This is a genomic window from Shewanella sp. Sh95 (assembly GCF_001308045.1).
Lineage (GTDB): Bacteria > Pseudomonadota > Gammaproteobacteria > Enterobacterales > Shewanellaceae > Shewanella > Shewanella xiamenensis.
Genome location: NZ_LGYY01000272.1, coordinates 1 through 14,832, shown reverse-complemented (window position 1 = coordinate 14,832; position 14,832 = coordinate 1). Strand labels below are relative to the sequence as shown.

General features: G+C 46.5%; 8 protein-coding genes and 1 riboswitch. Of the genes, 4 read left to right on the top strand and 4 right to left on the bottom strand.

From position 1 onward, the window contains the following. Positions 1–13: 13 nt before the first annotated feature. Positions 14–1,594: a Na+/H+ antiporter NhaC family protein gene (locus AEA42_RS19915; protein ID WP_037414811.1), complete on the bottom strand. Its 1,581-nt coding sequence runs from the start codon at positions 1,592–1,594 to the stop codon at positions 14–16. An 83-nt stretch (positions 1,595–1,677) separates the two neighbouring features. Next, positions 1,678–1,849, bottom strand: a riboswitch (Lysine riboswitch). 140 nt (positions 1,850–1,989) lie between these two features. Further along, positions 1,990–2,952, bottom strand: a complete 963-nt coding sequence (locus tag AEA42_RS19910) for a dienelactone hydrolase family protein (protein ID WP_055648642.1) — start codon at positions 2,950–2,952, stop codon at positions 1,990–1,992. 282 nt (positions 2,953–3,234) lie between these two features. Between AEA42_RS19910 and AEA42_RS19905 the strand changes: the two genes are divergently transcribed. The 4 genes from AEA42_RS19905 to AEA42_RS19890 all read left to right on the top strand — a co-directional run bounded on the left by AEA42_RS19905 (position 3,235) and on the right by AEA42_RS19890 (position 11,004). Beyond that, entirely contained in the window at positions 3,235–5,508 is a 2,274-nt protein-coding gene (locus AEA42_RS19905) for a hypothetical protein (RefSeq protein WP_055648641.1), read from the top strand. Between the two features lie 12 nt (positions 5,509–5,520). Then, complete coding sequence (locus AEA42_RS19900) at positions 5,521–7,254, top strand: hypothetical protein (protein ID WP_055648640.1); 1,734 nt, start codon at positions 5,521–5,523, stop codon at positions 7,252–7,254. Positions 7,255–7,381: 127 nt separating this feature from the next. Next, complete coding sequence (locus tag AEA42_RS19895) at positions 7,382–9,694, top strand: toxin-antitoxin system YwqK family antitoxin (RefSeq protein WP_055648639.1); 2,313 nt, start codon at positions 7,382–7,384, stop codon at positions 9,692–9,694. A 212-nt stretch (positions 9,695–9,906) separates the two neighbouring features. Continuing rightward, positions 9,907–11,004: a calcium:proton antiporter gene (locus AEA42_RS19890; RefSeq protein WP_055648638.1), complete on the top strand. Its 1,098-nt coding sequence runs from the start codon at positions 9,907–9,909 to the stop codon at positions 11,002–11,004. A 41-nt stretch (positions 11,005–11,045) separates the two neighbouring features. Here the strand turns inward: AEA42_RS19890 and AEA42_RS19885 are convergent, their stop codons facing one another. Then, positions 11,046–12,623, bottom strand: coding sequence for a rhomboid family intramembrane serine protease (locus AEA42_RS19885; protein ID WP_055648637.1), 1,578 nt, complete (start codon positions 12,621–12,623; stop codon positions 11,046–11,048). 211 nt (positions 12,624–12,834) lie between these two features. Beyond that, entirely contained in the window at positions 12,835–13,800 is a 966-nt protein-coding gene (gene pbpG / locus AEA42_RS19880) for a D-alanyl-D-alanine endopeptidase (RefSeq protein WP_037414829.1), read from the bottom strand. Positions 13,801–14,832 lie beyond the last annotated feature (1,032 nt).

The window sequence follows — 14,832 nt, the reverse complement described above, 5'->3', positions numbered from 1 at the left end:
GTGTAAAAGTGCCTTATGCCGTAGCTAACAAAGGCTGATTTTTCGTTTTACGCAGATGATAAGCAGTGAAGAGCACAAACCACAGGGCGCTTACGGCAAATCCAGCTAAGGTTGAATGCATAATCCCCATGGCCAAATAGCCTAAGGTGGCGCCAAAGGCGATGGCTAACGCATAGGGTAGCTGGGTCATCACATGGTCAATATGGTGGCAACCTGCCCCCGTGGCCGACAAAATACTGGTGCTGGAAATCGGCGAGCTATGATCGCCAAACACTGAGCCCGCAAGCACTGCGGCAAGCATAGGCAGCATTAATGCGATATCGCTGGCTGCGGCCATGTCGCCAGCCAGTGGCAACATAATACCAAAGGTGCCCCAACTGGTTCCGGTGGCAAATGCCATGGCGCAGGACAACACAAACACCACCGCAGGCAACACTTCCATTGGCAAGTTACCGTTGGCGAGGGAGGCCAGATATTTGCCAGTCTCAACATCGCGAACAACCGCACCAATCGCCCATGCAAATAGCAAGATATTGATCGCAGGTAGCATGGCCATCACTCCTTGCGGGGCGGCTTTAAGCCAGTTTTTAGCGCCCAATTTTAACCGCAGCGCAAGCACAATTGACACCGCCAAGCTGCACAGCGCGCCATACACTAGCGAGGAGCCCACATTGGTGTTTTCAAAGGAGCCAAGTACGCTAAATGGCAGCCCTTTTTCATCCAACACTGCCGCACCAGAGGAAATCATAAAATACACGGTCGCGCCTGTGAGGGTTAGGATCGGCAATACCATATCGATCATGCCACCGTTACTTTCTTCAGGGCTTTCCATATCTAAGCCGATTGGACGAGGCTTAGACGGATCCCAAAGCTTCCCCTCCAGCGCCCATGCTTCATGTTTACGCATCGGGCCGATATCCATTTGAAAGATAATCACCACCAACACCATCAACAGGGTAAACACGGCATAGAGATTCATCGGGATCATCTCAACAAAGGCTGAGATTGGACTTTGCTCGCTAATGCCGTGGGCGGCCATAATGCCACCGATAAGCGCGATAATATAAGCGCCCCAAGAAGAAATGGGCATCAATACGCACACGGGCGCAGCGGTAGAATCTAAAAGATAAGCCAGTTTGGCGCGGGAGATTTGAAAGCGATCGGTCACCGGACGGCAAATAGCGCCAACCGACAAACTATGAAAAAAGTCGTCAATAAAAAACGCAAACACCATCACACCAGTTAAGCCTTTTGCGCCGCGACGGGTCTTAGCGCGCTTAGCTGCCCACTCGGCAAAGGCGCGGGTGGCGCCAGAAACCGTCATCAGACTAATGAGTCCACCAAGCAGTAACATAAACAGCAACATATTGATATTGTCGCGATTAAGTGCGCCATCGACCCAAAAAATCTTCAGCACGGTATTGAACATATAGTGCAATGAATCAAGGGGAGAAAACTGATTGAGTAACAAACTGCCGGCCACAATCCCTACGCCAAGGGATAACAGTACGCGACGAGTGATGATCGCCAAGGCGACGGCTAACAAAGGGGGAAGTACTGACCAACCTGAGTCAGCAAAATGACTAATGTCCATGATCTCTTTTCACCAAAAAACGGGTGGAGATCTACCGAGAGGATAAAGAAACAAAACCTATAGGGAGGTATTACTCCTCAGCCCCTTCAGGTAGCGCTCCATAGTGGATGACTATGGCAGTCTTGCACCTATTTGATGCAAAACCAGCAGCTCGGTTTGATGACCTGGCTACTTCGGCGCTGACTCCTTTCCTTGTACATCTGCGGCATCACCCTCCGCACAAGTAGTCATAGGCAGCGCGCCTCTACTTAAAGGTATTCGAGCGGGCATTCTAGCGAGATGGGAACTGATAGCAAGTATTTTGATCCCACTCGCGTATAAAACAATGAATCACCTACAAGTTGGTAACACAAGAAACATCCACCTTTCAAGCGTTGCAATAGCGCTAAATGGACTTATACGAGTAAATGTTTACCAAAAAAATCTAAGGTTCTTGTCCATGCGAGCTCAGCCGTTGGCTCATCATAACGGGCGGTGGAGTCATTATGGAAACCGTGATTCACATTCGGGTAAAGATAAGCGACGTAATCGGCTTTATTAGCCTTTAGCAGGGCTTCATACTCGGCCCATGTATCGTTAATCCGTTGATCTAATGCGGCAAATTGCAACATCAACGGGCCTTTCACACGGCTGCGCAGCTCAGTTGCTGCGGGTGTGCCATAATAAGGCACGCCTGCCGCAAGCTCATCGGGAATGGTGGCGGCGAGCATATTGACGATATAACCACCAAAGCAAAATCCGACAGCACCGAGTTTGCCATTACTCTGCGGGTGCGCCCTTAAAAAACGCGCGGCGGCGATAAAATCCTGCTCGATTTTGGCTCTATCAAGGCTCGCTTGCATGGCGCGACCCGCATCATCATTACCAGGATATCCACCAAGGCTGTAAAGCGCATCGGGGGCAAAGGCGATATAGCCCTTGGCCGCTAAGCGGCGGGCAACATCTTCGATATAGGGATTTAAGCCTCGGTTCTCGTGCACCACCAATACCACAGGGGCTTTTTTACTGAGATCTAAGGTCTTAGGATCGCCCGCCTTTTGGCCTGGGATCAGCAACGCGTTTGGCAAGACTAAATAACCGCGACCTTCACCATAACCATCGGGGGATGGAAATTTCACATAACTGGCTTGAATGCTGGGATCGTTAAAGGAGACTTGCTCGGCTAAGGCGTAATTAGGCATTAGTGCGCCCGTCAGCGTGGTCATGGTAAAACCCAGTGCCACTAAACCTGCGAGGCGAGCCATAAACTCACGGCGGTCGATAATGCCGTGGGCATATTCGTCATACCAGTCAAAGGCTTCCTGAGGAATGACAGGGAAAGGTGGTGTGGTTAGTTCTGGCTTATGATCTGGGCTCATCGTTCTTTCTCCATTTAACAAGCTAACCACTGGTTTATATTCCCTAGCTTGTGAGTTATCTAGCGGCCTTACCAAGAGTAAAGGATGAGAGCTTGTCAGGGCAATTAGCTTTATGCCGCACCTTTAATAATTCTCCACTCATCAATAGCCAATTTATGGTTGATCATGCGCCCAAATTGGCGTGAGCTTTTTATTCCCTAGGGGCATTTTTGTGTATAATGTCGCCAAACAACATATTAATATCATTACATTTCAATAACATAAGTTACCAATGGAGTTCAAATGGCTATAGGGATATGCAGGGTACTTTGTACCACTGTCACGCTCACGCTTGGGTTAACGGCTTGCGATAATCAGGTTTCTGATAAGTCAGCAAGTATTCCCGCTTCGCGCGAGTATCAGATTATTTCTACTTCACACCTCAACGATAGTTTCGAAACTCGTAAAGTGTTGCAGGCACGATTGCTGCTGGATTACCAGTTACAAGATACAGAAGGTAAGACGGCCAGCTTAACCACACCACTAACCCATAATGCCCGCTTTTTTATCCAACCTAACCTGCTGCAAATTAGCGATTATGGCATGCCGATCCCAGTGAGTAATATCGACCCAAAAGCCAAATCCAATGAAATCGCTCAGTTGGTTAAAGATGGCTTTAATGTGGAATTTAACAATGGTGAAGTCCGCCAATTAACCCCCATTGCCAAGATGGATCAAAAAGATATCAAGGAGTTATTTGAGCGCTGGCAAAATCTTAATAACTTGTTTAAACAAGCCCCAACCTTGCCTGTGGCGCTTGAGCCTCGCGTCGGTTACAGCACAAGCGCCCCGATGGATGGGCGCTTAACTTGGACGGTTGAGCAGGTCAGTGAAGATAAATTAATCGCCGTGTTACAAGGTGAAAAAGGCAAGTATAAGGCCTATGGCAAGTTCGAAGTTAACCGTAAAACCGGTTGGTTAGAGAGCATGGCGTTTTTTCAACGGGAAGAGCGCCAAGGCAGTACTTTCACCCACCGTACCCTGATGGCGCCTAAGGATAGGCCGTATATCATGAGCACGCTTTGGCATGCCGATGATAGCTTTGATGCTGAGCGCGATAGGGATGATCGGCAAAAGGAGCTATACCGCATTAGCGAGGTACCGCAGGAGTATCGCCCCAATAATGAGGCATTTATAAAATCCTTATTACCAGACCAACAAGGTATTTTAGATAATGTTGGCCCTTGGGGTACTGATACCCCTGAAGATCTGCAATTACGCTTTGTCCACAATATGAGCCCGCAATATGTGGAAGCCGATGTACGTTATGAGGACTTAAGCGCTTTTGATGCTAACGGTAAACCGATTGATATTCACTTCTGGCAGCACGGTAAAGGTTGGGCGAGGAATTATAATCCCTCGATTGAATCTGCAACCGATATTATTGCGACGGGGTGGGATAACACTGCGAATAAACTCAAGCAGATAGACCATATTAATGCCAAGCTAACGCTTATCCCACAGACGAATAAGATCGTCGAAAAGTCGTGGGATGAATTGCTGGCAACACCTTACACCTTTGGCGATGCCAGCCTAACAATCCAAGTGCTCGATGCCGAGGCGAAACTGTTTAAAGTCATATCAAAACAGAGTGAGGATCAGAGTATTAATCTGCCTTTCCAACAGTTTAAAGGCATGATCGCAGATGCCCGTCGCGAAGGTAATTATCCCTCCTGGTTAACGGCGACGGAAAAGGAGCTGCTAGAACAATTAATTGGAGCCGATGAGAGCCATCACCTCACCAGCAACGCACTCTTACTCAAGCTCGATGAGACCCCAAAAACCGTGGTGTTAATCGAGAAACAACCCCAGCCGGAGTTGACTCAAACCAAGACGATTCGCTTTGTACAATTTACCGAGTACAACAAAAATCTGGCGAATCCTCCCACCGAGTTTGGTAACGCCAGCCTAGGTAGCTTCACCAATCCGACGCTAGATAGCGCTCAAAATGAGGTCAATACGATCCAAGGGATAAAACCTGTGTCTGACAATGGTCATAATCTGTATATTCCCATGTCAGCGGCTTTGGCGACCGCCTGTAAACCTGAAATAGAACAGGGTTTTAATGAGGGTAAAAATCCCGTCACTTGGCAGTTTATTCCCAATGCCCTAAGCGGCAGTGCCTATATGTTGATGACTCCGGATCATGTGCGGCAGTTTTTCTACGATAAACAGATCAAGGGTAAGATCCGTTGCCAAGGTGATATCCATTGGCAGCCTTTAGAATTGGCCGCGACAGACCGCCCTTGGTTAATCGATTTACACTCTTGGCTGATGCAAACGGGATATGGCAATGAGCCGAGTAGCTATCTTAACAATTACTTTAAGGTCGAAGATGCCCAAGGCAATCTGTTAACCATTCGACTCCCCGAAAATACTCAGCAGCCGATTAACGAAGTGCTAGTCGATGGGCGCTATTTAAGTGTTGCAGGCCCCGCCGCCAAGGTGAGTTATATGACGATCGCCAAAGAACCCAGCGATATCCCCTATGAATTCACCTTTAAACCTTTGCCATAAAAAGGAGCTGTTATGCGTCTACTTACCGTAAAACTGCTCCTAGGAGCACTCGTACTTATCAGCTCCCATGCCAGTGCACAAAAGGTGTTACTCGATGCCCATTGGAAGGTTGTCAAAGATGAAAAACAGGCTCAGTACTATCTAAAACAATTGACCGAAGTGATCGACGGCCATTATAAGGCTGAGGTTTATTACAAAAACAAAGATATGCTTTTTTGCGCCAGTGCCCTCGCCGATAACAACATAGGTAAAAAACTCACCAGCGAACAATTTCGCGGTGCATATCAATGTTACTTTGAGGATGGCAAGCCGTACGAGCAAGGCTTTCGTAACGAGCAAGGCCAACTTCATGGCTTGCTTAAAAAATACATTGCCACCGGCCAACTGTATGTTGAATCGCACTATGAAAATGGTGTGAAACAAGGTCTCGAAACGGGTTATTGGAATGGCGGCAATATCCGCTACAAAACCACCTTTAAAGATGGCCAAGAAGTCGGCATCAGCGAACATTTTGGCCCCGAAGGTGAAGTCACCGCCAAGATCTGCAATGACCCAACCTGCGTGAGTCAATATTTTAATCTTGGCAAACTTAACCGTGAAGAACATCGCGTTGATGGTCTATTGCAAGGTACTGAGACTACTTGGGGCCTAAATGGGCAAGTCATCTCGACCCAAGAGTATGTTAAAGACAAAAGACACGGTGACTATTTTGAGTATTTTGACAATGGCAACGTCAAACGCCATTACCAATATCAAGCTGATTATAAGGTTGGTGAGCAACTAACTTACTATGAGAATGGTCAGATCCAATTAAAGGAACTGACTAACGATAAAGGTGATGCCCTCCAAGCCATTGAATACGATGAACAAGGGCAAATTAAAAAAACCACCGACAGCAAATACCAAGGTAATCGTTGGGTTTATCGTAAACAGCAGCGCTTTAGTAAAGGCCAACTGATTGAGAGCACAGAAAACGATCTACTCAAAAACTGGTCACTTAGCGAAGACTACGAGCAAGGCGAATTAGTGAATCGTCGCGAGGAACTCGATAAAAAATTAACTGGCTTGTATGTCGAATCCGTCAAGAGCCGTAGTGGTACAGACGTTATCACCCGCGAGCATTTTAACGCAGGCAAGCGTGAAGGCCCCTATGAAATGGTGAAATTCGACCATGAAACGGGTAAGCGTTGGGTAGCTGAACAGGGTCAATATACCAATGACAAGCCCTCGGGCAAATGGAAGAAGCAGCAAGAAGATGCCAGCCTCACCTTTAGCTATGATGACAATGGTGAACTCCATGGCGAGTTTCGTAATGAAACAAGTTCAGGGCAACTGCTTGAATTAATAAACTTTAACCATGGCAACCCCGACGGCTTAGTGCAACGTTATGCCAACAATGGTCAACTGTATGAAAAAGGCGTATACCGCAATGGTCAACAGGATGGCGATTGGATATTTACCGATGGTGAGTACGGTTTCCGCCCAATACCCAACCCTGAAAGACGTTATTGGTATGGTCGCTTCGATCAAGGTAAACAAGTCGGCCATTGGGAACTGCGCTCATCTGAAGATTATGTGCTTCAAATCGCCAATTATGACGAGCTGGGCAGGCTTGATGGTAAGCAATACGAGTTTGAGGAGCATGGCTGGATAGAGGTGATTAATCGCTACAATCATGGGCAGTTTTTGAATCAGGAAACACCGCCGCCGGTGGTGACTCCTGACCCTGTTTTCTCAACGTTTTAGCTTAATCAATTAACGTAAACCTTGGCGCAGGGCACTGCATTATGTCCTGCGCCAAAGACATAAATTCAACAGAGTAATTATATAGGCCGCAAAGGCGCTGCCTTAAGACCCAGAGCAAGGAATCAGCATGTTCTATACGCCATTTCGCTTTATCAGCCTCGCGACTGCCGCAGCCAGCCTAGTCAGTGTCCATGCTCTGGCAGCGCAAAATCTATCTTCCATGATGGTCGAAATCCGCCAGCAGAACGGGATCCCAAGCTATTACAATCTCGCCACGGGTATGCCGTTAAATGGCGATATCGCCATCGTTCGCGATAACCAAGGCTATACCTTAGGGCAATTTTCTCAGGGAATACCTAATGGGAAATGGCAAGTATTTCATACTAATAACAGCAGAATCGTTGAAGGTAATTACCAACAGGGCTACCAAGATGGTACTTGGCGGCTGTTCGACTTAGATGGCACGATAACCGAAGAACAACAATTTGCTAAGGGCGTCCCCGTTGGCGAATGGAAAGAATTTAGCCCCAACGGCCATGTTAACCAAAGCACTGTCTACCAAAATGGCCAAAAATCCCAAGTTAAGCGCTTCTTCCCCAGCGGTAAATTGCAGGCACAAGAAAGTTATCTTGATAACCTGCGCCATGGTAAATGGGAAAGCTTTTATGAAAACGGCACCCTCTCCCAAAGCCAAACCTACGCCAATAACCAACTCACTGGCCCCTATCTTGAACAAAACTCCGAAGGCCAAGTGGTCGTAAGCGGCCGATTTGATGCTGATGGTCGTCGCCAAGGGTTATGGGAAACCTTTTTCGATGACGGCACCAAAGCCAGTGCCAGCCAATTTAATCTTGATAAACTTGAGGGTGAAGAACGCACCTTTTATCCCAGTGGTGAACTGGCGAGCCTGTGCCACTATCAAGCGGGGCTGCGCCACGGTAAGTGCCAGCAATTTAATGAACTGGGCAAACTCCAAGTCGAAGAGCAATACCTCAACGATGTGTTAGAGGGACGCCAGCAGTACTTTAGCCTTGAGGGCGTACTGACCAGCGATTTGAACTACAAGCAGGATATGCTCGCAGGCGTGCAAAAGTACTTTCACCCTAATGGCCAACTTAAAGAACTGCGCACCTACCAGGACTCGCAACTGGCTGATAATGGTCAATATCCGTTGCACGGCCCTTCTGAGCGATATGATGCGGACGGTAATCTTATCGAAAAAAGCGGCTACAACATGGGCTTAAAGGATGGATTATTTGAGCGCTATAACGGCGGCAAACTGCAAACCGCAGAGGTATGGAAGCTAGGTCAACGTGACGGAGAATTTCGCCGTTACCACACCAATGGCCAGCTCCGCAGCTTAGATGTTTATGTGGATGGCAAACTCACCGGCCGCTCCGAATCCTTTTACCAAGATGGCACAGTCAATGAGCGCGGCGAGCGTATCGAGGGCGCTTGGGTCGGTAAATACGAGTCTTTTTATGATAATGGCAAACCGAAAGAACTTGCTCACTATGCCCGCAGCAAAGCGGATAACAGCAATAGTTATCCCCTCGACGGCCACTTTAGCCGTTGGTACTACAATGGCGACCTTAATGAAGAAGGCGAATATAAAGCAGGCTTAAAAGAAGGCCTTTGGGTCCAATATGCTTCTGGCCTTAAGCAAAAAGAACAAACCTTTGTTAACGGCAAACTCAATGGCGATTACGCCGAATATTACCAAGGTCGCCGCCGCGTCACCGGCCAATACGAGGATAATCAAAAAACTGGCCTGTGGATTGATTACCGCTATGAAGCCAAAGATCCAACCTACGGCGCGATCCCCGAGGGCAATATCAGCCAAAAAACCTACTGGAAAGATAATAAACGCCACGGCACTAGCGAGTACTACAGCTTTAAACAAGTGGTTTATCGCTTAGAAACCTATGATAACAATGATAAAACGGGCACCTATGCCGAATATTATCCCAATAATGGCCAGCTTAAACTTAGCGGCACTATGGATAAAGGCCTGCAAACAGGATTATGGGAAAGCTGGTATGAGGATGGCATTTTAGCCGCCAGCAGCGAATTTTTAGATAATCAGCAGCATGGCAGCAGCAAAGAGTATTACAGCAATGGCCAGCTCAAACTCGAAGCCCAATACACAAAAGGCGAACTCGACGGCGAGCGCAGGGAATACCATCAAAATGGTAACCCTAAACTGAGTGAAACTTGGCTAAAGGGTCAAAAAGAAGGCGAAGCTAGCTATTATCACGTCAATGGCAAACTCGCCGAACAAGGCACTTATCTGAAGGATCGCAGGGAAGGCTTATGGCAACAGTTTTGGCCCAATGGCGAAAAACGCAGTGAAGGCAGCTATATAGCCGATCGCCAAGCGGGTGATTGGAATCATTACGATCAGCTCGGCAAGTTGATCAATACCGAGCACCATGGCTAAGAAATTACGTTAGCTTGCATGCAGTTTGCCTAGTTTGTGACTCGCAAAATCGGCTAAGCAAAAGGTATTAATCGATAACTGGGGTTTTGAATAAAAAAGCGATCTCGCTCAAAATTTTATGCCTAACCCCAAATCTAAAAGAATATTCATGCAAAGTGTGCCATAACCAATGTCTATACTAACGGCCTTTTTCCGCTTTGGATCAACTGCCTATGAAGACATTTATCAAAGACGAATTTGCCCTGCTACTCGGAATACTCACGTTAGTATTCTTCAAGACTGGCGGTGAAAGTTTGCTCGCCGATGGCACGGCTCTCTCAACCTATATTCCCGTTTCACTCGCCCTACTCGGAGTGGTAACTTGGGCGATTTTCTCCGTGGTGCGTCACTCGGATGCGCTTGCCATCAAGCTCGGCGACCCTTACGGTACCTTGATTTTAACCCTGTCGGTAATTTCGCTCGAAGTGGTGATGATTTCTTCGGTGATGTTAACGGGCGAGCCAAATCCAGTGATGGCAAGGGATACCATGTTTGCCGTAGTCATGATTATTACCAATGGCTTAGTTGGTATCACTCTGCTACTTGGTGGCTGGCGCTATCACACTCAGCACTTTAATTTAGATGGGGTGAAATCCTATTTAGTGGCGATTATTCCCCTCGCCCTGCTCTGTTTAGTGCTACCTAACTTTACCGAGGGCGGCACCATTGGCAGCATGTCCAAGCCCATGTCTTGGATGCTCATCATCATCTCGATTTTGCTCTATGGCATCTTTTTGGTGATCCAAACTAAGAGCCATAGCCACTTCTTTGTCGATGCCGACCACGAGGACCACGAAGAGCATCACGGCATACTGCGCAGTAATATCTACCACACTATGCTGTTGATTGGTTATTTGCTGGTGGTGATTCTGCTCGCCAAAACCCTTGCTATGCCCATTAATTACAGCGTGGCCTCTCTCGGGGCGCCGCCAGCACTGGGCGGCTTTATTGTCGCCTGTTTGATCTTATCTCCAGAGGCCGTAGGTGGCTTTAAGGCTGCACTCAATAATCAACTGCAGCGGGCGATGAACCTCTATTTTGGTTCAGTGCTCGCCACCATAGCTCTCACCGTGCCCGCAGTATTGATTGTCGGAAGTGTGATAAATCAAGAGGTACACTTAGGCCTTTCTGCGGCGGATATGGTGCTTTTAGCCACCAGTTTAATGGTCTGCAAAGTCAGTTTTAGCAGCGGTAGAACCAATGCTCTCCATGGTGCGACCCATATAGTGCTGTTTATTGTGTACCTTTTCCTGATGTTTGAGCACGCCTAAATACCGCTTACATTTAATAGTAAAACCCATTAGCCGAGGTTTTACCTCGGCTTTTTATTGGCCTGCGGTTGCATCTTATTTGGCCGTAGCAGGCTCCCAAGCAATAATCCACAGCCCAAACCGCCAAGATGCGCGGCATTATCCACGCCGCCAAAGAGCCCCATCACAAGACTTGCAGTAACAAATAGGGTCAGATTCAGAGCAAGTGGCATATTGTCCGCCAAGGGCAATAAGCCCAACCAAATCCACATGATCAACACCCCAAATAATCCCATAATGGCACCCGAGGCACCGATACTGATCATCGCCTCATACCAGCTAATACTGGCAATGCTCGCCACTAAACCACAACATAAATAGACCCCGAGTAAACGCCATTTACCCAGCAGAGGCTCCAAAAACATCCCCGCAAAAAACAGTCCGTATAAGTTAAAAACCAAATGCATCAGGCCGCCATGTAAAAACACATTGCTGATCAACCGCCAAACTTGTTGATCCAAAACCAACTGGCGAAGGTTTGCGCCCCAATCGAGCAACAGACTGTTTGGAAAGGCGATAAAGTGCTGGCTAGCAAAGGCCATCAACATAAATATCAAGCTATTGATATAAAGCAAGATTGGCGTGATAACAAAACCCTGCCGAGGTTTAAATTCAGCCAAAAAGCCATAAAGCTCTGCCTTAGGTTTTTCTATGCTTAGCTGCGCCACCAAAGCCTTAGACGCCTGTGTCTCGTCCAGTTTTAGCATCAAGCTCATCAGTAACCATACAATGGCAGCAAAGCTTAACCAGGCGATAATCCACGCTAATTTATGGCCATTACGCGCCTCGAAGGGCTTATTCACTGGCATCAAGACAGTTTGATAACCATCGAAATATACTGAGCTTTTTTGAGCAGCGGTCAGTAGCTGAGTGTAGCGGGTCGACGGACCGATACGGTCAAGATAGACAAAGTCTTCAGGCTTAAAGGCATTAAAATCCTGCTGGCTCTGATGAATAAACTCTTGAAATAGCGCTTCTTTCTGCTGCGGTTCGAGTCTATTACTGATCGTTTTCTCATAAACTTTGCCATACCATGCCAAGGCTTTAGCACCGACCAACCAACTCTCGTTACGTTTAGCAAAAATCGGCATCGCAATATACAGGCTCATACGCAACTCACTATTACCCTTGCCAATCGGCTCAATATTGCGCTGTACGCCGATATGTTTTTTATCGATATAAAACTGATTTAATTGGTAATACTTGGTTTGCGGCTGGTGCAATAGTGCATTGATGGACTCGAGTTGAGTCAACTTGCCCGTTGCGCTATTAAGGTATTCCTGCGCCACGATAGTGGGCACGGCTAGCAACAGCACGGCAATCACAAAATAGATAAAACGGCTATTACTCTTGGTAAAGCGGAATAACTTAAGCCGAGGTCTTAAGTAGAAAAACAGCAAGGGCCAAGGCAATATCAGCGGCAGCCAAAAATTGATAATCGATTCGTCAATGCTCAGCAGTTGGAACTCGATAATCAACAGCCAATGGAGCAAGCTGTAGACTGAGACAAATATCAGGCAGAGCAGTATAAAGGGCACATAGATCAACTGGAGTTTTTTTAAGACTATCGCCACACGCATATCATCCTTGAGAGAAAAAACCTGCCAATAATACGGTGTATCGCCACGCAACGCACCCTCTACGGGGTGATTGATTGACTTTTAGTTAAGCCTATCAATCATCTACAACACAAGTGCTAGAAAAATGACAATAAAAAGGCCAGAACGATTCTGGCCTAAAAACGGTCAACCTATCCTGTGACGGGACATGGATAAGCAGGAAACGCCTGTCTTAGGTCTCGCTGACCTTAGCAAATTGCTGCTGATTGCGCTGCTTCTTATATTGCTTAGCATCCGCGGGGATCGGAGTGACTTTGCCTGTTTCTAACCAAGTACGTAAACGGTTAGCATCGGCCATATGGGTATACTTACCATAGGCATCGAGCACAACAAAGGCCACTTGGCGTTTGGCCATTTCGGTACGCATCACTAAGCAGTGCCCTGCTTCATTGGTAAAGCCCGTTTTAGTGAGGTGGATATTCCAGTTATCTTTATAAACCAAGCGATTGGTATTTCTAAAATCGAGGCTGTACTTTGGTTTGCCAAAGGTTACGGTTTTCTTTTCGGTTGAGCTTAACTGGCCTAACATGGGATAGCCTTCGCTAGCCTTTAGTAACACCACCAAATCCCGCGCGCTCGAGACGTTCTTCTCTGACAATCCAGTCGGCTCTACATAGCGAGTGTTTTTCATCCCTAGGGCTTTCGCCTTAGCATTCATCGCTTTAATAAAAGCTTTATGGCCACCGGGATAATGGTGGGCAAGACTTGCGGCGGCACGGTTTTCAGATGACATTAATGTCAGCAATAACATTTCTTTACGGCTAATTTCACTGCCAATACGCACCCGCGAATATACGCCGCGCATTTCCTTAGTATCATTGATATTGATAGTAAGCTTTTCATCCATAGGTAACTTAGCATCTAAGGTCACCATCGCGGTCATTAGCTTAGTCACAGAGGCAATGGGCCTTACGGCATCGGGATTGCTGGAATAGAGAATTTCATTAGTTTTAAGATCAACGACTAATGCACTATTAGCTGCCACCTCCTGCTTAGCAGGGGCTTTTTTAGCAGAAGTTGCTTTGGTGGCGGTGCTTTTTGTAGTGACAGAGGCCGAATCGGCTGAATGCGCTGTCGCGGCAACAGTTAAACTGCTGCATACCAAGATAAAACTACCAAGCAGAGAAGGGATCTTCATGTAGAATTCACTGAGTCGTTAATAAGTCGAATGTGCTACGGCACAGGGTTGAGGCTAAGTATAAGAGGTATATGCCGAAAGGAATAGAACTGAACACGACTTTTATCAGCAATATCAGCACTTTTTACACTCACTTTATGAGAAAAATCTTAATTTTGAGCCAACAAACACATCAGAGTAAAAGTGCCTATTAACAAACAATCGTAAATCGGCAATCATAAAAGCTAAAAAAGATTTAATATTCAGAATGATAAACTAAATACATTTGGCTTATCGAGATTATTAATCACCTATTCATTGATGTGCAGACAAGCCGCCATTTCGATAAAAGCCTTAGCAAACGATCCGAATGGAAGATAGAGCTACCTTTCTTAATTTCCTCAAGCTCTATAGCCATAACATTAATGAGTTTAAAACACCTCAATAGTGAAAAATGAAATATTGCCAATGAAGCTCATCACAAAAACCAACAACTGGCGCAACAAAATCACACTTTAAATTACAAACAGATAGCGGGCCGATACAAGTTAAGCTATATTGCGCAACATCAAGGATAGTAGGTTTAGCTTACTGATTAAATAGCACTTTTTACTAATCATTTGCCATATGGAATCACGTAGGCTTGTGTCAGGATGATGTTTTTTCTGTTCATCCCCCGCACATCCCCTTTCCTTGAAAACAGGAGTTAATACCGAGTTAATCAGTATTAATGGATATAGAGAGCCGACTCCACAGGCTTGTTATCATTTTTAAATTAGGGATTGATGATGTTAAAAAAACTACTTACCCCCATGTTAGCTGTTTGCCTATTTCTGACTGGTTGTGCTTCAGTGCCGATGGCATCACAGGAAGAAGATGCCAAATTAAAAACATTCCAAAAACCGGCTGACAATAAAAGCGGTATCTATCCGTCATTCCGCACCTAATTTTCGATTTAAAAAACTTGACGGCGATCGGTCATTCTGATCTATTACTCTCTTTTGCAGGTAATTCATCATGGCCGCTCCCGCTATCTCTATCCGTAACCTCGAC